The organism is Pseudomonas sp. LBUM1652, from assembly GCF_059716105.1.
Map to the genome: position 1 here is coordinate 5325513 of NZ_CP166804.1, position 20882 is coordinate 5346394.

General features: G+C 56.4%; 14 protein-coding genes, 2 tRNA genes and 3 rRNA genes. 4 read left to right on the plus strand and 15 right to left on the minus strand.

Features of this window, described 5'->3' with window-relative positions; all coding sequences use genetic code 11:
• Nucleotides 1-16: 16 nt before the first annotated feature.
• Nucleotides 17-661 carry a carbonate dehydratase gene (gene can / locus ACA069_RS24010; protein WP_401271417.1) on the minus strand — a complete coding sequence of 215 codons (645 nt, stop codon included), beginning with the start codon at nucleotides 659-661 and terminating at the stop codon, nucleotides 17-19.
• A gap of 141 nt (nucleotides 662-802) precedes the next feature.
• Between can and ACA069_RS24015 the strand changes: the two genes are divergently transcribed.
• Complete coding sequence (locus tag ACA069_RS24015; protein WP_489881021.1) at nucleotides 803-1210, plus strand: serine kinase/phosphatase; 408 nt, start codon at nucleotides 803-805, stop codon at nucleotides 1208-1210.
• A 110-nt stretch (nucleotides 1211-1320) separates the two neighbouring features.
• On the opposite strand, the gene rimI is transcribed toward ACA069_RS24015, so the two are convergent.
• A complete protein-coding gene (gene rimI / locus ACA069_RS24020) occupies nucleotides 1321-1773 on the minus strand; it encodes a ribosomal protein S18-alanine N-acetyltransferase (protein ID WP_497615360.1) in 453 nt (150 codons plus the stop codon).
• Complete coding sequence (locus ACA069_RS24025) at nucleotides 1766-2515, minus strand: energy transducer TonB (RefSeq protein ID WP_497618297.1); 750 nt, start codon at nucleotides 2513-2515, stop codon at nucleotides 1766-1768. Before ACA069_RS24025 ends, rimI begins: the two co-directional genes overlap by 8 nt.
• A 220-nt stretch (nucleotides 2516-2735) precedes the next feature.
• Between ACA069_RS24025 and mksB the strand changes: the two genes are divergently transcribed.
• Genes mksB through mksF form a run of 3 tightly spaced genes read left to right on the plus strand, consistent with a single transcriptional unit; the run spans nucleotide 2736 to nucleotide 7541 of the window.
• Nucleotides 2736-4013: an Mks condensin complex protein MksB gene (mksB, locus tag ACA069_RS24030; protein WP_187681332.1), complete on the plus strand. Its 1278-nt coding sequence runs from the start codon at nucleotides 2736-2738 to the stop codon at nucleotides 4011-4013.
• Nucleotides 4003-4704, plus strand: coding sequence for an Mks condensin complex protein MksE (gene mksE / locus ACA069_RS24035; RefSeq protein ID WP_187681333.1), 702 nt, complete (start codon nucleotides 4003-4005; stop codon nucleotides 4702-4704). Before mksB ends, mksE begins: the two co-directional genes overlap by 11 nt.
• On the plus strand, nucleotides 4701-7541 hold the full coding sequence (gene mksF, locus ACA069_RS24040) for an Mks condensin complex protein MksF (protein ID WP_401271405.1): 2841 nt from the start codon (nucleotides 4701-4703) through the stop codon (nucleotides 7539-7541). The genes mksE and mksF overlap by 4 nt, the downstream gene beginning before the upstream one ends.
• A 116-nt stretch (nucleotides 7542-7657) precedes the next feature.
• Here mksF and ACA069_RS24045 read toward each other — a convergent pair whose 3' ends face one another.
• The 12 genes from ACA069_RS24045 to ilvC all read right to left on the minus strand — a co-directional run bounded on the left by ACA069_RS24045 (nucleotide 7658) and on the right by ilvC (nucleotide 20846).
• Entirely contained in the window at nucleotides 7658-9961 is a 2304-nt protein-coding gene (locus tag ACA069_RS24045; RefSeq protein ID WP_497615361.1) for a PqiB family protein, read from the minus strand.
• The gene (locus ACA069_RS24050; protein WP_187681336.1) at nucleotides 9954-10577 is read right to left on the minus strand and encodes a paraquat-inducible protein A; all 624 of its coding nucleotides are present in this window, start codon (nucleotides 10575-10577) and stop codon (nucleotides 9954-9956) included. Before ACA069_RS24050 ends, ACA069_RS24045 begins: the two co-directional genes overlap by 8 nt.
• Nucleotides 10564-11223 (minus strand): paraquat-inducible protein A, encoded by a 660-nt coding sequence (locus tag ACA069_RS24055; protein WP_401271400.1) that lies wholly within the window; start codon nucleotides 11221-11223, stop codon nucleotides 10564-10566. Before ACA069_RS24055 ends, ACA069_RS24050 begins: the two co-directional genes overlap by 14 nt.
• 148 nt (nucleotides 11224-11371) lie before the next feature.
• A 5S ribosomal RNA gene (gene rrf, locus ACA069_RS24060) occupies nucleotides 11372-11487 on the minus strand.
• Nucleotides 11488-11636: 149 nt separating this feature from the next.
• Nucleotides 11637-14530 (minus strand): 23S ribosomal RNA (locus ACA069_RS24065).
• A gap of 250 nt (nucleotides 14531-14780) precedes the next feature.
• Nucleotides 14781-14856: transfer RNA gene (locus ACA069_RS24070), tRNA-Ala, on the minus strand.
• Nucleotides 14857-14887: 31 nt separating this feature from the next.
• Nucleotides 14888-14964: transfer RNA gene (locus ACA069_RS24075), tRNA-Ile, on the minus strand.
• An 82-nt stretch (nucleotides 14965-15046) separates the two neighbouring features.
• Nucleotides 15047-16583: ribosomal RNA gene (locus ACA069_RS24080) — 16S ribosomal RNA — on the minus strand.
• The 16S, 23S and 5S rRNA genes sit together here with 2 tRNA genes alongside, the layout of an rRNA operon.
• A gap of 541 nt (nucleotides 16584-17124) precedes the next feature.
• A complete protein-coding gene (gene msrQ / locus ACA069_RS24085) occupies nucleotides 17125-17748 on the minus strand; it encodes a protein-methionine-sulfoxide reductase heme-binding subunit MsrQ (protein WP_401272190.1) in 624 nt (207 codons plus the stop codon).
• Nucleotides 17748-18761: a protein-methionine-sulfoxide reductase catalytic subunit MsrP gene (msrP, locus tag ACA069_RS24090; RefSeq protein WP_497615362.1), complete on the minus strand. Its 1014-nt coding sequence runs from the start codon at nucleotides 18759-18761 to the stop codon at nucleotides 17748-17750. Before msrP ends, msrQ begins: the two co-directional genes overlap by 1 nt.
• A gap of 63 nt (nucleotides 18762-18824) precedes the next feature.
• Nucleotides 18825-19682: a CDP-diacylglycerol--serine O-phosphatidyltransferase gene (gene pssA, locus ACA069_RS24095; protein ID WP_187679255.1), complete on the minus strand. Its 858-nt coding sequence runs from the start codon at nucleotides 19680-19682 to the stop codon at nucleotides 18825-18827.
• A gap of 147 nt (nucleotides 19683-19829) precedes the next feature.
• Nucleotides 19830-20846, minus strand: coding sequence for a ketol-acid reductoisomerase (gene ilvC, locus ACA069_RS24100; protein WP_003228216.1), 1017 nt, complete (start codon nucleotides 20844-20846; stop codon nucleotides 19830-19832).
• Between the last annotated feature and the right edge of the window lie 36 nt (nucleotides 20847-20882).

A 20882-nucleotide genomic window follows, 5' to 3' on the forward strand; every position in this document is an offset into this window, starting at 1 on the left:
CCCTGAAAAATCCGGGTTACAACTCACCGACCGGACGCAAACGGTATTGCGGCGGCAACTGTTCGAAACCGCTGATGGTCGTGTTCAGGCTTTTCCAGCGACCGTCCTTGATGCCATAGATGCAACCGTGAATCGAAAGGCTCTGCCCGCGATGCCAGGCGTTCTGGATGATGCTGGTGTGGGCGACGTTGGCCACTTGCTGGACGACGTTGAGCTCGCACAGTCGGTCGACCTGTTCTTCTTCGGTTGGCAGCTTGGCCAGCTCTTCACGTTTTTCGTAGTACAGATCGCGGATCGAACGCAGCCAGCCGTCAATCAGGCCGAACTGACGATCCTGCATCGACGCCCGCACACCGCCACAGCCGTAGTGGCCGGTGACCAGGATGTGTTTGACCTTGAGCACATCGACGGCGTACTGGATCACCGACAGGCAGTTGAGGTCGGTGTGCAGGACCACGTTGGCGACGTTGCGGTGAACGAACAGATCACCCGGCAGCATGCCGACGATTTCGTTGGCCGGCACCCGCGCGTCGGAGCAGCCGATCCATAGATATTCGGGGGTTTGCTGGCGAGCGAGTTTGGCGAAGAAATCCGGGTCTTCCTTGGTGATCGCGTCAGCCCAACGCTCGTTGTTATCAATCAGGTCTTGTAAGTCATGCATGCTGTAAGGCCTCAAGAAAGATGCGCAGCTTTGACAGACAACCGTCCGTCGGGGTCACGAAAGGATCGCAAGTGTTTTGATTGGAATTCTCGCGTGCCGGGTGTGTCCACCCAAGTAAGGCCCACAGTATGAGGAATTGCCATGACTGATTCACGACGCCCTTACGATGCGGTGCAACCGGAGCCCATCGATGATAACGAAGACCGCATGGGTTCGATGCGCGAACTGGACTTCGACGAAGACGAACAGCCCAGCGCAAAAATTGGCGATGAATTGCCCGAGCGTGAGCGCGAACAGCTGATGCCAGAGGAACGTGTGCGTGAGGCGGGCATGACGGGAGCGTCAATCAGCGACCATGAGCCGACCGACGACGATATGAGCCCGGAAACGCTGATTCATGAAGATGGTGCCCGGGATGCCGCAGAAGCGGGTGAAAACCATCCGGCGGATTGGGATTTGAGCGTGGTCGATGAAGATGACATCGGCGGCGGTAACGGCCTGGATGAGGCGGAACTGGCGCGGCGCGATCCGATTGATGGCAACCGCTGATCACCCGCCATCATGCAATCCCCTGTAGGAGCTGCCGCAGGCTGCGATCTTTTGACTTTGTTTTTTAGATCAAGATCAAAAGATCGCAGCCTGCGCAGCTCCTACAGTATTCAATCAACCAAGGTGCAGGCCATGACCACCGCATCTTCACGCCCACCCACCGCCGGATAGTAATCCCGACGCCGGCCAATCTCGTTGAAGCCATAACGCTCATACAACTTGAACGCCGCGGTATTGCTGTCGCGTACTTCGAGAAAACACTCGCGAGCCTCGGCGGCATAGGCCCGCGACATCAAATGCTCCATCAACGTCAGCCCCAGCCCACGCCCCTGATTCTCCGGTTTCACCGTGATATTGAGCAGATGCGCCTCATCAAGAATGATCTGCACCACGCCGTGGCCGACTTGCTGCTGACCTTCGAACATCAGCCAGATCTGGTACTTGCCCAAGCCATCGAGAAAAATCCCGCGAGTCCATGGATGGCTGTACGCCGCGTATTCAATCTTCAGCACGGTGTCCAGATCCGCCTCGGTCATCGGGCGGAACGATACAGCTTCACTCATTCGATTCTTTCCAGCGCGCCATCAGCCGACGCATGGCTTGCCACACAGCGGCTTTGCGCTGCGGCTCTTCCATTAATAATTCCAGACCCGGGAGGGCCCAGGCCGAGCCCAGGCCTTCGATCTGCAATTCACGATTGAACGCTTCGGCGTCCGCCTCACCGGCAAAACGCACTGCCGGCAGGCCGATCAGCCACAGGCAGGCACAAGGCGCGGCTTCCATCTGCACAGAAAGGAAACCCTGCACAAAGTCGCGCGCCGCGTCCGGGCCTTGATCCATCGTGCCGCGATTGAGCCACGGCCAACGCACTGGTTCGCCGACGATCTGCGGCGCATCCGGCAGACCGGCGGCGCGCAGCATGTCTTTGAGCAGCAGATAAGCGGGGTCGCGACTCTGGAAGGGTTCGCCTGTGGGTAACTCCACCAGCAGCAGACAACGCCCGGCACGCAGCAATTGCAGGGCGAAACGCGGTGGCGGCACAGGGGCTGGTTTGGCGACCACCGGTGTGTCGTCGACTTCTTCCACCGGTTTGGCGCCGGTGCGGGTGCTCGCCAGCGAGGGGCGCGGCACTTCGATCTTCGCCCGCTCGACCGGACGCGCTGCAGCCGCTTGCACCGGAGCTTCGGCCTGCGGAGCCAGCACCACCGGCACCTCAACCTCAGGCTCGGGCATGTCCAGCAGCTCGGGCCGCGACGGGGCGGCGAAGGGCAATTCGGTGCGCGGCAGCCAATTGACCACCTGCATGGCGTTCAAATAGGCGCGGCGGCGGGACTCGATAAGCAAGGGTCGGCCACTTGTGGATAACTGAAAGTGCGCTGATTCTACCGCCCTTCGCTAAAGATCGCCCGCTGTTGATCGATAGTCTTGACCTAAACAAAAGCGACAGCCCGTCCCGAGAGTGAATCGCATCCTTCGTGATGCAGTACAATCGCGGCTTTTAATCGCCAACCAGCCGGCCATTCCGATGATCGAACCCAAGCGCGTCTTGCGCGCCCTCGCTGAACACTGGGCACTTCTGGAGCCACTGTGCGAGCACTTCGACCAAGGCACCTTGAGCCTCAACGAACTGCGCACGCAACTGGCCGCCCAACAACTGGACAGCACGCCGCAGGACATCACCAGCCTGCTCGACGTGTGGATTCGCCTCGATATCCTGGTGCCCGTGGCGAAAAGCCCGAACCGTTTCGAGCTGAACGCGCAGATCCACGACTTCCTCGCCTACCTGCGCCGTGAGCACCGTCTGGGCCTGTGCCTGGAAATCGAAGCCTATCTGCGCCACCTCGAACGTCTGGCCGGTTACATCCAGGACGCGTTCGACATCCGCGACGGCAACGACCTCGCCCGTCAGTTGCGTCTTCTCGATATGCGCGTGCGCGACGTATTGAAGAAGCTCGACAACGACGAACAGGCGCTGGTGGCCGTCGCCGAACGGGCGAAAACCAGCGACCGGCAGATTCCGTTGCGTCAGCGTTACGCCGAAGTGTTGGCAACCTGGGACGAATACGTCGAGCCGATGATCGATCTGGTGAACGCCGACGGCGCCTTCGAACAAGGCGTGCGCAAGGTCGAAACCGTGCTGCTGAAGATGCTCAGCGAACAGCAGCGCCTCGGCCATCTGGTCGATGACGACATGCTGCTGCGCACCCACGCGCGCATTCTCGAAATGCAGACCAGCGCCCAGTTGACCCTGCGTCATGCCCGCGAACTGCTGCTGCCGCTGCGTGAAGAAGCCCGTCGGCACAACGCCGTGACCCGTGGCGCCGCGCTGGCCCTGGCGGCGATCCGCCGTAAAGGCATCGACGCCGTGCCACAAGCCGCGATGCCACTGTTCACCCGGCCGCAAAGCACCTTCCTCGGCAGCGCCAGTCAAGTTGAAGCCTACGTTTACGCTTTGGCGCGATTCGAGCCGAAACCGGCGCGCTTCCCCAAGGCGCACAAGACTCACAAGGGCGAGGCCCCACGTGCGCCGCGCACCGTGCGCGAGATGGTCGATCGTTGCGAAGAATCCCTGCCGATGCCGGACTTGATGACCTGGCTGCTGGAGCAGGAACCGGACGGCGCGACCGACGAATTGCTCTACTGGTTCTCGCGCCTGTCGCGGGAAAAACGCTTCAAGCGCGAGCGTCTGGAACGCCGCGAATACCACACTCACGAGCACCAGGTCAGCCTGCGCTCCTTCGCCCTGCTCTCGGCCCGCGACACCGCCGCCGAGGATTCTGCGAGCATCCCCAATGCATCTTGATCTCTCCGAACTGTCCCAACTGGCGCCGATCTTCCGCGAACTGTTCAAGGGCTACCACGTCAGCCGCCGCGACCCGGAGCTGTACACACAACTTTCGAACTTCCAGGATCAGTACCGCACGCTGTTCAAGGCCTTGGGTTTTGAACTGGTCTGCGACACCCGTGGTTTCTACTACTTCGTGCCGGACATGGCCGCGGCGGCGGTGAACAAGACTGCCCAGCGTCTGGCGCTGTTCACCTTCATCCTCGTCGAGCATCTGGCCGACCAGGGCCGCGACCCGATCGCCGTGCTCGACGGCGGCAGCCTCGGCCGCGAAGAACTGCCGTCGTTGCTGGAGAAGTACCGCGACCTGTTTATTCAGGCCGAAGTGCAGACGGTTGAAGAGCTGGAAGAAAAAATCATGCGCCGCATGACTCAACTGGGTTTCGCTGGCGAAGAAAACGGCGTCTACCGGTTCCTGCCACCGATGCACCGTTTCCTCGACGTGTGCCTGTCAGTGCAGCAAGACCGCGATCTGGCCGCCAGCGTCCACAGCGTTCTGCCGCTGCCGGCGCCGGTGCTGATTGACGAAGCCGCTGAGGCGAAATTCCTCGAAACCGACGATCCGCTCGATCTTTCCGAATTTGATGAAGAAAGCGAAGAAGACGCACTGGCCCGCGCCATTGCCGAAGAACAGGAGTCCGACGCATGAGCCAGGAACGCTACGGCATCCGCCGCTTTGCCCTTTTGAACACCGCCGGTTACAGCCTCGGCCTGTTTCCGCTCGAAGAACCACTGTCGGTTTACGGCGCGAACAACCTCGGTAAATCGGCGTCGATCAACGCCTTGCAGTTCCCGATTCTGGCGCGCATGTCGGACATGAGTTTCGGCAAGTACAGCCTGGAACAATCGCGGCGTTTCTACTTCGCTTCCGACACCAGCTACATCCTGGTTGAAGTGAACCTGCCCCACGGCCCGCACGTGATCGGCGTGGTCGGTCGCGGCCCGGGCGGCGGTTTCGGTCACCAGTTCTTCGCCTACGCGGGCAAACTCGATCTGGCTCATTACCAGAAAAACGACACCTGCCTGCGTCAGAAAGAGCTGTTCAGCAACCTTGAGCGCGAAGGCCTGAAAGCCTACGAGCTCAAACCTGACGAACTGCGTCGTTTGCTGGTCGGCGGTCACACATCGATCCCGCTGGATCTGACCCTGATCCCGCTGCGTTCCACCAGCGAGCAGAGCCTGAAGACCTTCCGCGCGCTGTTCATCAACCTGCTGCACATGCGCGAAATCACTGCGGCCAAACTCAAGCAGCTGTTCCTCGATGCCTTCGAACACAGCCTGCGTTCCGGCAGCGTCGACTACATCGCCGCGTGCGAAGAAGCGTTCCGCGACGTGCGTCGTATGGAACAGGACTACAACTCGCTGGTTGCCGCTGGCCCATTGGTTGAAGCCTTGGCCAACGGCGTGAAACAACGCGACGTGCTGCGCGGCAAACTGCATCGCCTGTCGCCTTTGCTCGACTCGTTGCTCGGCACCTGGTCGGACTACGCCAGTGCGCGCAAAGAAGAGCTGACCATTCAGGCCGACCACTACCGTGGCGAGCAGGACGCTCTGCAAAACAATCAGCGTGGCGGCACTCAGGAACTGATGCGTCTGGAGCGGGAAATCTCCGGTATCCAGCGCTGGCTCGGCGAGCTGTCGGTACTGAAAAACCGTTTCGCGCTGGTCGACGACGTCAAAGTGCTGGAGCAGCAACTGCTGGCGGCCAAAGACGCCCACGACGAACTGGCCGGCGCCCTGGCGCAATCCCGTCAGTTCAGCGCCGAAGATCTGGAAGAGCGTCTGCGCGATCTGGAAAAACGCCTGAAGTCGGTGAAGCAGCAACTCGATCACGCCGACAACAACAGCTATGCGCGCCTGCGCGAAGAGTTCTCGCAACAGGACGTCGAGCGTTTGATGCGTCTGTTCAACAGCGCGCTGTTCAGTCTGCCGCTGGGCGAACACGGCATCACCCTCGACGAGGATGGCGAGTGGGTCAAATCGGTTGAATTGATCCTTGATGGCTTCAAAGGCGAGCGCTTCGAAGTGCCGGGCCTGTCGATCGACATCTCGCACATCGAGCCGCCGGCCCTGCAAGCGCTGGCCGACCGCGCCGCGCTGCGTGATCAGAAAGAGCGTCTGGAAAAAGAGCTCAAGCAACTGAAAACCCAGCAAGCCGTGGCCGCCGACCGCGCCGCGAGCAAGACCCAGACCGAAGCGCTGTACCAGCAGGTGCTGGATGCGCAGAAAGCCCTGGAAGACTTCCGTCGCACCCAGACCTTGAGCGCCGAAGAAGGCGACAAGCTCGAACAACTGGCGCAAATGGAAGGCGCGCAGGACGAGCTCAAACGCTCCAGCGATGCGTTCACCGAGCGCGTCCAGCAACTGTCGGCCAAGCTGCAACTGGTCGGCCGGCAGATCGCGGACATGGAAGCCAAGCAACGCACCCTCGACGACGCTCTGCGCCGCCGCCAACTGCTGCCGGCGGATCTGCCGTTCGGTACGCCGTTCATGGACCCTGTCGACGATTCGATGGACAACTTGCTGCCGCTGCTCAACGACTACCAGGACAGTTGGCAGGGCCTGCTGCGCGCCGATGGCCAGATCGAAGCGCTGTATGCGCAAGTGCGCCTCAAAGGCGTGGCCAAGTTCGACAGCGAAGACGACATGGAGCGCCGTCTGTCACTGCTGATCAACGCCTATGCACACCGTACCGACGAAGCCCTGACCTTGGGCAAGGCCCGTCGTGCAGCGGTCACCGACATCGCCCGGACCTTGCGTAACATCCGCAGCGACTACGACAGCCTCGAGCATCAACTGGCGCTGTTCAACCGCGAGATCAACAAGCGTCAGGTCTCCAACCTGCAGAGCTTCCGCATTGTGCTGGCGCCGAACAAGGAAGCGCTCAAGCACATCGACCAGATCATCCACAGCGCCGGTCAGTACGAAGAAGGCGAAACACTGTCAGTGTTCGATCTGAGCCAAAGCGCCGAGCAGGACAACAAGAACGAAGAAGCCAAGGAATACCTGGCACGGCTGGTGGCGGCAAACCACAACCAGCTCGGCCTCAAGGACTTGTTCGAACTGGCGTTCGAGATCACCAAGGTTAACGGTCAACCGGTGATTCACACCGACATCGACGGCGCGGCGTCCAACGGCACCACCATGACCATCAAGGCGCTGACCAACATGTACTTGTTGCTGCACTTGATGGATCGCGATCTGGCCGGTCGCGTACGCCTGCCGTACTACCTCGACGAGGCGGCGGACATCGACGAGAAGAACCAGGCCGCATTGCTGGAAACCAGCCTGCAACTGGGCTTTGTGCCGATTCTGGCGAGCGTGAAGCCGCAGGTCTGCGCCAGTGTCGCCATCGACCTGGAAGGTGGCAGCGGCCCGGCGGGGATCTACATTGACGAGGCGGACTGGAAGTACATCCGTCGCCATGATGTGGTAAAGGCGACGCTGAATGTTGAAGCGGATGAACCGCAGATGGATGCGGTTTGATCGGCATTAACTGAAGGCAATAAAAAGGGCCGCGATCTGTTTGGATCGCGGCCCTTTTTTATGGCTTGGGGTTTGTGCTGATTTTTAGTGCCCTATCGCGAGCAGTCGCCGCAAGCTTACTTACCCAGCGAAATCTTCGGCGCCCAAGTCAGCCACTCATCCTCAAACTTGTCGAACAACGGGAACGTCTGCTCAGGACGCGCCGGATTACCCATGCGCTCGCCATCCGGTGTAGCGAAGGCAATGCCACCCTGGATCGCCGTCTCAAGCGACTCCGTGCGTACCGTCAAACCATTGAACAGACCGATATCGAAGCCTACACCGCTGGTATTCCAGAACCGGCTGCCACTGCGCACCAACGGCGCGTACTTCGGCTCGATCAGGATATGTACCAACACCCGGTCGGCGGTCTGACCCAGTTCATAACCAGTGACCTTACCCACAGTGATTTCACGATAAGTCACCGGCACACCCGGTTTCAGCGAGCCACGGCGAGCCGCGCTCAACACCAGACTCAAACCTGCCTCTTGCTTAGCCACTTCCGGCGCATTGGCCAGTGCCACGAAGTTCTTCTGCGGGCCGAGGTTTTTTGCCGCCGGTTGCACTTCGACGTATTGCCCGGTCACCAGGGTTTCCAGGTTCGATGTTTTCATCAAACCCAACTCCGGCTTGACCACCCAGAACTGACTGCCAACCCGGGCAATCTTCTCCGGCACTTCAGTGATACGCGCGGTGAGGATGACCGATTGCAGATCGTCAGTCAGGTCGACACTTTCGATCTTGCCAACATCCAGGCCTTTGAAGCGAACCGGTGTGCCGCTGCGCAAACCGTCGGCGCGATCAACCTTGATCGTCACCACGGCGCCCTTCTGATTCGCGTCGTCATGGTTGGCGAACAGACGGAAGCGCGGAATGCGCTTCTGCAATGGCGCCTTGGCCTGCGGCGTTTCGAAGGCGATACCGCCGGCCATCAACGTCTGCAACGACTCGCTCTTCACTTGAATCCCGCCCGTCAAACCACCGGTCAGTGTGATACCGCTGACATTCCAGAAACGGGTCGAGGCATTGACGAGGTTTTCGTATTCCTTATCGATGTGCACACCGATGACCAATTGCTTCTTGGTCTTGGAGAACTGGTAGCTTTGCACCGAACCGACCTTGACCTGCTTGTACAGAATCGGGCTACCCACATCGATTGAGCCGAGGGCATCGGTGAACAACACCAGGTGCAGGCCCGGCGAACGCAGATCCAGCGGCGGCGCTTTTGGCCTGGCCTCGAATTCGCGTTTCGGTGCCGCACCCTTGTCGCCCGGGCGTACAGCGATGTAGTTACCTTTCACCAGCGCTTCCAACCCGGTGATACCGGCGAGGGAAATCGACGGTTTGACCACCCAGAACTGAGTGCCATCGACCAGATAGTCCTCAGCCAATGGATCAAGGGTGAGCTCGGCTGTGGCGCTGTTCAAATCCGGATCAACTTTCAGCGCTTTCATGTTGCCGACCTGAATACCTTTGTACATCACCGGCGTGCGGCCGGCCTGCAGGCCTTCGAAGTCGCTGAGTTTGACCTTGACCCGAATCCCGGCAGCGGCGGCATCGAAGTCTTCATAGAGACGGAACGGCAGGCTTGGATCGGTCGGAGGACTGTCCTTGCGGTTCTCAGGCGTTGCGAATGCGATACCGCCGGCAACAATGCTCGCCAAGGATTCGCTACGCACTTTTACTCCGGACAGATTGGCATCGATGCTGATGCCGCTGGCGTTCCAGAAACGCGTGTGTTTGCGCACGAGTTTGGCGTAGGTCGGCTCGATAAAGACCTTGAGTTCGACCGTGCTTTGGTCTTCGGAAAGCAGGTAGCTTTTCACCTGGCCAACCTTGATCTGCTTGTAGAACACCGGACTCCCGCGATTCAGCGAACCGAGGCGATCAGCCTTGATCGTCAGGTGCAGACCGGGTTTGGCGTCGGAGAGCGGCGGCTCTTCGGCGAGCGCCTTGAACTTGCGCGCAGGCTCGCCTTCGCCGGGGCTGATGGCCACGTAGTTACCGGACACCAGGGTTTCCAGACCGGTAATACCCGCCAAGGTCACGCTGGGTTTGACCAGCCAGAAGCGAGTGCTTGTCTTGAGGTACTGCCCGACGTCCTTGTTCATCTCGACCGTGGCAATCACTCCCTTGGAGTTGCCTTCGTCGTCGAGTTTGAGCGCCTTCACCTTACCGACCGACATGCCTTTGTACATGACCTCGGTCTTGTTGGCCTGGATGCCTTCGCCGCTTTCGAAGCGAACCTGGATCTCGATACCGGTTTCGGAATAGGCACGCCAGCCGAGCCAACCGCCGATGATCAGCGCAATCAGAGGCAGTACCCAAATGGCAGACCAGTTCGAGGCCGGTCGGGTTTTCGCTACGGGCAAATCAGTCATGGTCGTCGTCCGACTCCGTGTTATCCCAAATCAGTCGGGGATCGAAAGTTACTGCGGCGAGCATCGTCAGAATCACCACAGTGGCGAAAGCGATGGCGCCAAGATTGGCTTCGACACTGGCAAGCCTGCCGAAATTGACGACCGCCACCAGAATGGCGATCACAAAAATATCGAGCATCGACCAGCGGCCGATGAACTCGATAAAGCGGTACATCCAGATGCGCTGACGCGCGGACAACGGCTGGCGCCGCTGCACCGAAAACAGCAGCAGGGCGATGCCGACCAATTTGAAAGTCGGCACCAGAATACTGGCGATGAACACCACGGCAGCAATTGGAATCATGCCGTGCTGCACCAACTGGATCACACCGGACATGATGGTACTCGGATCGCCTTGCCCCAAAGAACTGACAGTCATGATCGGCAACACATTGGCCGGAATATAGATAATTGCCGCCGTAATCAGCAGAGCCCAGGTTCGGGCCAGACTGTTTGGACGCCGAGCATGAACCAATGCACCGCATCGAGTGCAGGTTTGCTCATCGGTGTCCGCTTCCTGCCTGTTCAATTCGTGGCATTCGGTACAAATCAGAATGCCCGCATCAATCGCCCGCATGAGCATCCTCTCCAGATAACGCCTGCCAGATCTGATGCGGTGACATCACCACTTCCAGCCAGACCTGTACCAACAACAACGCAATGAAACACACCAGGCCGAAACCGACAGTAATGGCCGCCATGTCCGCCAGTTTGACGATCGCCACCAGTACGCCCATGAGGTAGACCTCAAGCATTCCCCAATCTTTGAGGTGATGGTAAATGCGGTAGAGCAACAAACCGTAGCTGCGACCGATGTTGAAGCGGATTGTTAGCAATACGATCAACTGGCAGAGCAATTTGATTAACGGTATGGCCATGCTGCACAGGAATACGACGATCGATACACCTTGCATGTCCGTGTTGAACAAACCGACCACACCGCTCCAGACAGTGTCCTGCGACGATTGCCCGAGTAGATTGAGCTCCATGATGGGTAAAAAGTTCGCTGGTACGTAGAGCAGCAGTGCCGCGATTACCAGGGCAAGGCTACGCTGCACCACGTTATGGCGGTGGGCGTATAGCTCGTAACCGCAGCGTGGACAGAGGGCCTTCTCACCGTGGGCAAGTTTTGGCTTGCGCATCAGCAAATCGCACTCGTGACAGGCCACCAAGTCTTCCAGCGGTAAATCTGACAGCCCGGGGGCGTCAACCGACTCTGACATAAAGGCTCTGGCTCCGAAAAAGGTGGGGCTATTCTAGTGTTCTGATTGGAAAATAACTGTGCAAATTTGTTCGCAGGCTAAGCAAAAAACTTTCCTGCGGGCAAAACAAAACCCCAACTGCTTTCGCAATTGGGGTTTCGGAATTTAATCTTGACGATGACCTACTCTCACATGGGGAAACCCCACACTACCATCGGCGATGCATCGTTTCACTGCTGAGTTCGGGATGGGATCAGGTGGTTCCAACGCTCTATGGTCGTCAAGAAATTCGGGTACTGAGTCGTGACCTGATGGCCTCGCTTCAGCAAATTGGGTATGTGACAGCTATCGGTGTTTTGTGAACATCGAACTTTCGGTTCGTTTCGTCTTCACACCGCAACTTGGCCTTTCGACGCAAATTGCTTGGGTGTTATATGGTCAAGCCTCACGGGCAATTAGTATTGGTTAGCTCAACGCCTCACAGCGCTTACACACCCAACCTATCAACGTCGTAGTCTTCGACGGCCCTTCAGGGAACTCAAGGTTCCAGTGAGATCTCATCTTGAGGCAAGTTTCCCGCTTAGATGCTTTCAGCGGTTATCTTTCCCGAACATAGCTACCCGGCAATGCCACTGGCGTGACAACCGGAACACCAGAGGTTCGTCCACTCCGGTCCTCTCGTACTAGGAGCAGCCCCTCTCAAATCTCAAACGTCCACGGCAGATAGGGACCGAACTGTCTCACGACGTTCTAAACCCAGCTCGCGTACCACTTTAAATGGCGAACAGCCATACCCTTGGGACCGGCTTCAGCCCCAGGATGTGATGAGCCGACATCGAGGTGCCAAACACCGCCGTCGATATGAACTCTTGGGCGGTATCAGCCTGTTATCCCCGGAGTACCTTTTATCCGTTGAGCGATGGCCCTTCCATACAGAACCACCGGATCACTAAGACCTACTTTCGTACCTGCTCGACGTGTCTGTCTCGCAGTCAAGCGCGCTTTTGCCTTTATACTCTACGACCGATTTCCGACCGGTCTGAGCGCACCTTCGTACTCCTCCGTTACTCTTTAGGAGGAGACCGCCCCAGTCAAACTACCCACCATACACTGTCCTCGATCCGGATAACGGACCTGAGTTAGAACCTCAAAGTTGCCAGGGTGGTATTTCAAGGTTGGCTCCACGCGAACTGGCGTCCACGCTTCAAAGCCTCCCACCTATCCTACACAAGCAAATTCAAAGTCCAGTGCAAAGCTATAGTAAAGGTTCACGGGGTCTTTCCGTCTAGCCGCGGATACACTGCATCTTCACAGCGATTTCAATTTCACTGAGTCTCGGGTGGAGACAGCGCCGCCATCGTTACGCCATTCGTGCAGGTCGGAACTTACCCGACAAGGAATTTCGCTACCTTAGGACCGTTATAGTTACGGCCGCCGTTTACCGGGGCTTCGATCAAGAGCTTCGCGTTAGCTAACCCCATCAATTAACCTTCCGGCACCGGGCAGGCGTCACACCCTATACGTCCACTTTCGTGTTTGCAGAGTGCTGTGTTTTTAATAAACAGTCGCAGCGGCCTGGTATCTTCGACCGGCATGAGCTTACGGAGCAAGTCCTTCACCCTCACCGGCGCACCTTCTCCCGAAGTTACGGTGCCATTTTGCCTAGTTCCTTCACCCGAGTTCTCTCAAGCGCCTTGGTATTCTCTACCCAACCACCTGTGTCGGTTTGGGGTACGGTTCCTGGTTACCTGAAGCTTAGAAGCTTTTCTTGGAAGCATGGCATCAACCACTTCGTCATCTAAAAGATGACTCGTCATCAGCTCTCGGCCTTAGAATCCCGGATTTACCTAAGATTCCAGCCTACCACCTTAAACTTGGACAACCAACGCCAAGCTGGCCTAGCCTTCTCCGTCCCTCCATCGCAATAACCAGAAGTACAGGAATATTAACCTGTTTTCCATCGACTACGCTTTTCAGCCTCGCCTTAGGGACCGACTAACCCTGCGTCGATTAACGTTGCGCAGGAAACCTTGGTCTTTCGGCGTGGGTGTTTTTCACACCCATTGTCGTTACTCATGTCAGCATTCGCACTTCTGATACCTCCAGCAAGCTTCTCAACTCACCTTCACAGGCTTACAGAACGCTCCTCTACCGCATCACCCGAAGGTGATACCCGTAGCTTCGGTGTATGGTTTGAGCCCCGTTACATCTTCCGCGCAGGCCGACTCGACTAGTGAGCTATTACGCTTTCTTTAAAGGGTGGCTGCTTCTAAGCCAACCTCCTAGCTGTCTAAGCCTTCCCACATCGTTTCCCACTTAACCATAACTTTGGGACCTTAGCTGACGGTCTGGGTTGTTTCCCTTTTCACGACGGACGTTAGCACCCGCCGTGTGTCTCCCATGCTCGGCACTTGTAGGTATTCGGAGTTTGCATCGGTTTGGTAAGTCGGGATGACCCCCTAGCCGAAACAGTGCTCTACCCCCTACAGTGATACATGAGGCGCTACCTAAATAGCTTTCGAGGAGAACCAGCTATCTCCGAGCTTGATTAGCCTTTCACTCCGATCCACAGGTCATCCGCTAACTTTTCAACGGTAGTCGGTTCGGTCCTCCAGTTAGTGTTACCCAACCTTCAACCTGCCCATGGATAGATCGCCCGGTTTCGGGTCTATTCCCAGCGACTAGACGCCCTATTAAGACTCGCTTTCGCTACGCCTCCCCTATTCGGTTAAGCTCGCCACTGAAAATAAGTCGCTGACCCATTATACAAAAGGTACGCAGTCACCCAACAAAGTGGGCTCCCACTGCTTGTACGCATACGGTTTCAGGATCTATTTCACTCCCCTCTCCGGGGTTCTTTTCGCCTTTCCCTCACGGTACTAGTTCACTATCGGTCAGTCAGTAGTATTTAGCCTTGGAGGATGGTCCCCCCATATTCAGACAAAGTTTCTCGTGCTCCGTCCTACTCGATTTCATGACTAAGAGATTTTCGCGTACAGGGCTATCACCCACTATGGCCGCACTTTCCAGAGCGTTCCGCTAATCTCAAAGCCACTTAAGGGCTAGTCCCCGTTCGCTCGCCACTACTAAGGGAATCTCGGTTGATTTCTTTTCCTCAGGGTACTTAGATGTTTCAGTTCCCCTGGTTCGCCTCTTGCACCTATGTATTCAGTACAAGATAACCATCTTATGATGGCTGGGTTCCCCCATTCAGACATCTCCGGATCAAAGTCTGTTTGCCGACTCCCCGAAGCTTTTCGCAGGCTACCACGTCTTTCATCGCCTCTGACTGCCAAGGCATCCACCGTATGCGCTTCTTCACTTGACCATATAACCCCAAGCAATCTGGTTATACTGTGAAGACGACATTCGCCGAAAATTCGATAATACTCAATTCAGAGTAACTCACAAATTTTACCTTAGCCTGATCCGTTACCAGTGAAAGTAACGTTCAGTCTATCTTTCTATCACATACCCAAATTTTTAAAGAACGATCTAATCAAAGACTAGAAATCAACATTCATCATCATACTGATGGAATGCTCATTTCTAAGCTTTCAAAACTTCAGAAGCAGTAGTGGTGGAGCCAAGCGGGATCGAACCGCTGACCTCCTGCGTGCAAGGCAGGCGCTCTCCCAGCTGAGCTATGGCCCCGTATTCTCTACAGGCGTTTCCCACACAAAATTGGTGGGTCTGGGCAGATTCGAACTGCCGACCTCACCCTTATCAGGGGTGCGCTCTAACCAACTGAGCTACAGACCCAATTTCGGGCTGCTTCTTATCGTCTTCTTCAATGAATCAAGCAATTCGTGTGGGAACTTATGGAGCAGCTGATGTCGTCGATTAAGGAGGTGATCCAGCCGCAGGTTCCCCTACGGCTACCTTGTTACGACTTCACCCCAGTCATGAATCACACCGTGGTAACCGTCCTCCCGAAGGTTAGACTAGCTACTTCTGGTGCAACCCACTCCCATGGTGTGACGGGCGGTGTGTACAAGGCCCGGGAACGTATTCACCGTGACATTCTGATTCACGATTACTAGCGATTCCGACTTCACGCAGTCGAGTTGCAGACTGCGATCCGGACTACGATCGGTTTTATGGGATTAGCTCCACCTCGCGGCTTGGCAACCCTTTGTACCGACCATTGTAGCACGTGTGTAGCCCAGGCCGTAAGGGCCATGATGACTTGACGTCATCCCCACCTTCCTCCGGTTTGTCACCGGCAGTCTCCTTAGAGTGCCCACCATTACGTGCTGGTAACTAAGGACAAGGGTTGCGCTCGTTACGGGACTTAACCCAACATCTCACGACACGAGCTGACGACAGCCATGCAGCACCTGTCTCAATGTTCCCGAAGGCACCAATCCATCTCTGGAAAGTTCATTGGATGTCAAGGCCTGGTAAGGTTCTTCGCGTTGCTTCGAATTAAACCACATGCTCCACCGCTTGTGCGGGCCCCCGTCAATTCATTTGAGTTTTAACCTTGCGGCCGTACTCCCCAGGCGGTCAACTTAATGCGTTAGCTGCGCCACTAAGAGCTCAAGGCTCCCAACGGCTAGTTGACATCGTTTACGGCGTGGACTACCAGGGTATCTAATCCTGTTTGCTCCCCACGCTTTCGCACCTCAGTGTCAGTATCAGTCCAGGTGGTCGCCTTCGCCACTGGTGTTCCTTCCTATATCTACGCATTTCACCGCTACACAGGAAATTCCACCACCCTCTACCATACTCTAGCTTGTCAGTTTTGAATGCAGTTCCCAGGTTGAGCCCGGGGATTTCACATCCAACTTAACAAACCACCTACGCGCGCTTTACGCCCAGTAATTCCGATTAACGCTTGCACCCTCTGTATTACCGCGGCTGCTGGCACAGAGTTAGCCGGTGCTTATTCTGTCGGTAACGTCAAAACACTAACGTATTAGGTTAATGCCCTTCCTCCCAACTTAAAGTGCTTTACAATCCGAAGACCTTCTTCACACACGCGGCATGGCTGGATCAGGCTTTCGCCCATTGTCCAATATTCCCCACTGCTGCCTCCCGTAGGAGTCTGGACCGTGTCTCAGTTCCAGTGTGACTGATCATCCTCTCAGACCAGTTACGGATCGTCGCCTTGGTGAGCCATTACCTCACCAACTAGCTAATCCGACCTAGGCTCATCTGATAGCGCAAGGCCCGAAGGTCCCCTGCTTTCTCCCGTAGGACGTATGCGGTATTAGCGTTCCTTTCGAAACGTTGTCCCCCACTACCAGGCAGATTCCTAGGCATTACTCACCCGTCCGCCGCTGATTCCAGGAGCAAGCTCCTCTCATCCGCTCGACTTGCATGTGTTAGGCCTGCCGCCAGCGTTCAATCTGAGCCATGATCAAACTCTTCAGTTCAAACATCTTTGGGTTTTTAAGAAACCCTAAACTTGGCTCAGCAATCGTTGGTTACATCTTTGATTTCTCGCGGAGTAACTTGTGATGCTGATAATCTTGTTGACTATCAGCCTGACTCCACAAGCACCCACACGAATTGCTTGATTCAGTTGTTAAAGAGCGGTTGGTTAAGATCTTTCGTCTCAACCGAGGCGCGCATTCTACAGCAGCCTCATTTGCTGTCAAGTGATTATTTTCAGAAGTTTTCGAAGAATTCTTCAGCAACTTCAACCACTTGCGCTTCCGATCTCTCGTTAGCGGGAGGCGAATTCTACAGCGTTAGTCGCTGTTGTCAACACCTCTTTTTCTCCGCTTTCGACCGAGAAGATCGAACCGTTAAAAGAGCCAAACATCACCGCTCTTTCAACTCCTTCCAGGCTTCGATGAACTGAAGCAACCCGCTGCCGAAAACCGTGCAACTCATTGAATCTCAAGGAGTTTTCCGTTTCGACTGCGCCGGAAGTGGGGCGAATTATAGACTTCCAGAATCTGCCGTCAACCACTAATTTCGCTTTTCTTGCAGAATCTGTTTTTTAGCCATTAAACGCGGGATTCGGCGAGTAACGGGTGGCACACGCAGCAAAAGAAGCAGAGCACCTATAAAGGCATAGATAGCCCACTCCCGGAGATCCGCACGCACGATCCAAAGCATATGCAGCAAACCCAGCCCCAGAATCACATAGGCCAGACGGTGCAGCTTCTTCCAGCGCACGCCTAGACGGCGCTGACTGTAACGATTGGAAGTCGCCGCCAACGCCAGCAACCCGAGAAAACCTAACGTACCGACAATAATGTATGGCCGCTTACGCAGCTCAACGCCAAGCTGCGACCAATCGAACCCGAGAATGAATGCCATGTAGCTACATAGATGTAGAACCACATAGGCAAAACACCAAAGCCCCAATTGCCGACGTACTGCGATCCACCCCGCCCAGCCGGTCAACTTTTGCATAGGCGTCATGCTCAAAGTAATCAGCAACAACACCAACGTCCCGAGTCCGAGCCGATCAACCAGGACCTTGCCAGGATCCGGCCCAAGCAAATCTTCGAAGGCTTGATAAAACCACAGCAAAGGCCAGATCGCCGCTGCAATGAAAACACCCACTCGCCAGACCGGATATCGCATCAGTAATTCTTCCGCAGATCGAGCCCTGTATATAAAGAAGCAACTTCATCCGAGTAGCCGTTGAACATCTGGGTATCGCGCACATTCGGCTTGAACAGGCTGTTCGGCAACCGGCGCTCCCGTGCTTGCGTCCAGCGCGGATGGTCGACTGTAGGATTCACGTTCGCATAAAACCCGTACTCATCCGCCGCAATACTCTGCCATGTCGTCTTCGGCTGCTCGCTGACCAAACTGATCCGCACGATGGATTTGACGCTCTTGAACCCATACTTCCAAGGCACAACCAAACGCAGCGGTGCGCCATTCTGATTCGGCAATTCCCGGCCATACATGCCCACAGCCAGAATCGCCAATGGATTCATCGCCTCATCCAGACGCAAGCCTTCTACATAAGGCCAGTCGATCAGGGCAAAACCAGAGCGCTGTCCGGGCATGCTCTTGGGATCCTGCAGCGTTTCGAAACGGATGTACTTGGCATTGGAGGTAGGCTCGACCTGCTTGAGCAGCGCCGAGATAGGAAAACCGATCCACGGAATAACCATCGACCAGGCTTCAACGCAGCGCAGGCGATAGATGCGCTCTTCCAGCTGATACGGTTTCATGAAGTCTTCCAGCGCATAACGCCCTGGCTTACCCACCTCCCCGTCTACCACAACACTCCAGGGTTCGGTTTTCAGCGTCCCGGCATTCGCCGCCGGGTCACCTTTGTCAGTACCGAACTCATAGAAGTTGTTGTAGTGAGTCGCGTCTTTATAAGGGGTGATCGCCTCATCCTTGACGTTGACCGCTCCCCACTTAGTAGAGGGGAGCTTCTCGGTAAACCAGGCTGGCGCTTTACCCGCCTCGACATCAGCATATCGAGCGGCTTCGTCTGCACTTGCCCAGCGCGGCAAGCTGCTGACGGCGATACCGGCGGCAGTGGCTCCAAGCAATTGGCGACGAGAGAGATAAATCGATTCAGACGTGACATCCGACTCATGGCAGTCAGATGCTTTGGGGATTTTGATCAACATGACAACTCCGCAGCTTTGGAGGACAGATGTACCCATAGACTGCGGAGTATGCGGGAAATTACATCACTCGGCGTTTTTGTGGCGACGAAGATGCAAGAGGTATTGCACTGGGCCGGAGGCCGCATAAGCGAGAAACACCAGCAGCAGAATGCGCGGTGGATCGCTGAAGACCACGGCAAACACCAACACCACCGCGAGAATCGCAACGAAAGGCACACGCCCTTTCAAGTCCAGCTCCTTGAAGCTGTTGTACTTGATGTTGCTGACCATCAGCATGCCGGCAGCGGCCACCATCAGCGCGACCAGGAACGACATCTTCGAGCCCTGGATCCCGTAATCGCTGAACGCCCAGACAATACCCGCCACCACGCCGGCGGCTGCCGGACTGGCCAGACCGATGAAGTAGCGCTTGTCGGCAGTGCCAACCTGAGTGTTGAAGCGCGCCAGACGCAGGGCCGCACCCGCTACATAGATGAAGGCGACCATCCAGCCGACCTTGCCCATATCACCCAACGCCCAGCCAAAGGCCAGCAGCGCCGGTGCCACGCCGAAAGCAACCATGTCGGACAGCGAGTCATACTCGGCGCCGAAAGCGCTTTGCGTATTGGTCATGCGCGCAACACGACCATCGAGGCCGTCGAGCACCATGGCGACGAAAATAGCGATGGCAGCGAAGGCGAAATACTTGCTCGCGTTCACCGAGTCCCCGGCGCTTAACGCAGCCTGGGCACTCATCGAGTTGATGATGGAGTAGAACCCTGCGAACAGGTTCGCAGTGGTGAACAGATTCGGCAGCAGATAGATACCACGATGCCGGACTTTACGACCTTCTGCGTCGTGCCCTTCTTCGATGTGTTCATCGATAGGCAGCAGGCTTTCGGCGTCAGAAGCCTTGTTCGGCTCTTCGGGACGTTCGCTCATGGACATTACCTTGCAACGGTTTGGAAAAAATTCGACAGGTGTCTGGGACGACGGTTCGGCCACAAACGATGCAGCTTTATACCAGAACCACCGCCTCAAACGAAAAAACGCGGCCGAGGCCGCGTTTTTCGTACAAGGGACGACGACTTAGTTTTTGGCTTTGTCGACGATCTTGTTGGCACCGATCCACGGCATCATGGAGCGCAGTTGCTCGCCGATGATTTCGATACCGTGAGCGGCGTTGTTACGACGCTTGGCGGTCATCGAAGGGTAGCCGGTTGCGCCTTCGCTGATGAACATTTTGGCGTATTCGCCGTCCTGAATACGTTTCAGGGCGTTGCGCATGGCCTGACGGGATTCGGCGTTGATTACTTCCGGACCGGTCACGTACTCGCCGTACTCAGCGTTGTTGGAGATCGAGTAGTTCATGTTGGCGATACCGCCTTCGTACATGAGGTCAACGATCAGTTTCAGTTCGTGCAGGCACTCGAAGTAGGCCATTTCCGGCGCGTAGCCAGCTTCAACCAGAGTTTCGAAACCGGCTTTGACCAGTTCAACGGTACCGCCACACAGAACGGCTTGTTCGCCGAACAGATCGGTTTCAGTCTCGTCCTTGAAGGTAGTTTCGATGATGCCGGTACGACCGCCGCCAACACCGGCAGCGTAGGACAGTGCAACGTTTTTGGCGTTGCCCGAAGCGTCCTGGTAGATCGCGATCAGGTCAGGGATACCACCACCCTTCACGAACTCGGAACGCACGGTGTGGCCCGGGGCTTTCGGCGCGATCATGATCACGTCGAGATCGGCACGCGGAACAACCTGGTTGTAGTGGATCGCGAAACCGTGGGAGAAGGCCAGGGTGGCGCCTTTCTTGATGTTCGGCTCGATTTCGTTTTTGTACAGCGAGGACTGGAACTCGTCCGGGGTCAGGATCATGACCAGGTCGGCAGCAGCAACAGCGGAAGCAACGTCGGTCACTTTCAGGCCGTGAGCTTCAGCTTTGGCAACGGTGGCCGAACCTTTACGCAGACCAACGGTAACGTCGACACCGGAATCTTTCAGGTTGCACGCCTGGGCGTGGCCCTGGGAACCGTAACCGATGATGGCAACTTTCTTGCCCTGGATGATCGACAGGTCGCAGTCTTTATCGTAGAAAACTTTCATGAATTTCCCCTATATATCCTGGCCGTTCAGGCCATT

Bases quoted from the DNA above. Each gene is read 5' to 3' on its own strand.
- ACA069_RS24045 (WP_497615361.1), bottom strand. From the start codon at position 9,961: ATGACTGATTTGCCCGTAGCGAAAACCCGACCGGCCTCGAACTGGTCT.
- msrP (WP_497615362.1), bottom strand. From the start codon at position 18,761: ATGTTGATCAAAATCCCCAAAGCATCTGACTGCCATGAGTCGGATGTC.
- ilvC (WP_003228216.1), bottom strand. From the start codon at position 20,846: ATGAAAGTTTTCTACGATAAAGACTGCGACCTGTCGATCATCCAGGGC.
- can (WP_401271417.1), bottom strand. From the start codon at position 661: ATGCATGACTTACAAGACCTGATTGATAACAACGAGCGTTGGGCTGAC.
- pssA (WP_187679255.1), bottom strand. From the start codon at position 19,682: ATGAGCGAACGTCCCGAAGAGCCGAACAAGGCTTCTGACGCCGAAAGC.
- rimI (WP_497615360.1), bottom strand. From the start codon at position 1,773: ATGAGTGAAGCTGTATCGTTCCGCCCGATGACCGAGGCGGATCTGGAC.
- ACA069_RS24025 (WP_497618297.1), bottom strand. From the start codon at position 2,515: ATGCAGGTGGTCAATTGGCTGCCGCGCACCGAATTGCCCTTCGCCGCC.
- mksE (WP_187681333.1), top strand. From the start codon at position 4,003: ATGCATCTTGATCTCTCCGAACTGTCCCAACTGGCGCCGATCTTCCGC.
- mksB (WP_187681332.1), top strand. From the start codon at position 2,736: ATGATCGAACCCAAGCGCGTCTTGCGCGCCCTCGCTGAACACTGGGCA.
- ACA069_RS24055 (WP_401271400.1), bottom strand. From the start codon at position 11,223: ATGTCAGAGTCGGTTGACGCCCCCGGGCTGTCAGATTTACCGCTGGAA.
- mksF (WP_401271405.1), top strand. From the start codon at position 4,701: ATGAGCCAGGAACGCTACGGCATCCGCCGCTTTGCCCTTTTGAACACC.
- ACA069_RS24050 (WP_187681336.1), bottom strand. From the start codon at position 10,577: ATGCGGGCGATTGATGCGGGCATTCTGATTTGTACCGAATGCCACGAA.
- ACA069_RS24015 (WP_489881021.1), top strand. From the start codon at position 803: ATGACTGATTCACGACGCCCTTACGATGCGGTGCAACCGGAGCCCATC.
- msrQ (WP_401272190.1), bottom strand. From the start codon at position 17,748: ATGCGATATCCGGTCTGGCGAGTGGGTGTTTTCATTGCAGCGGCGATC.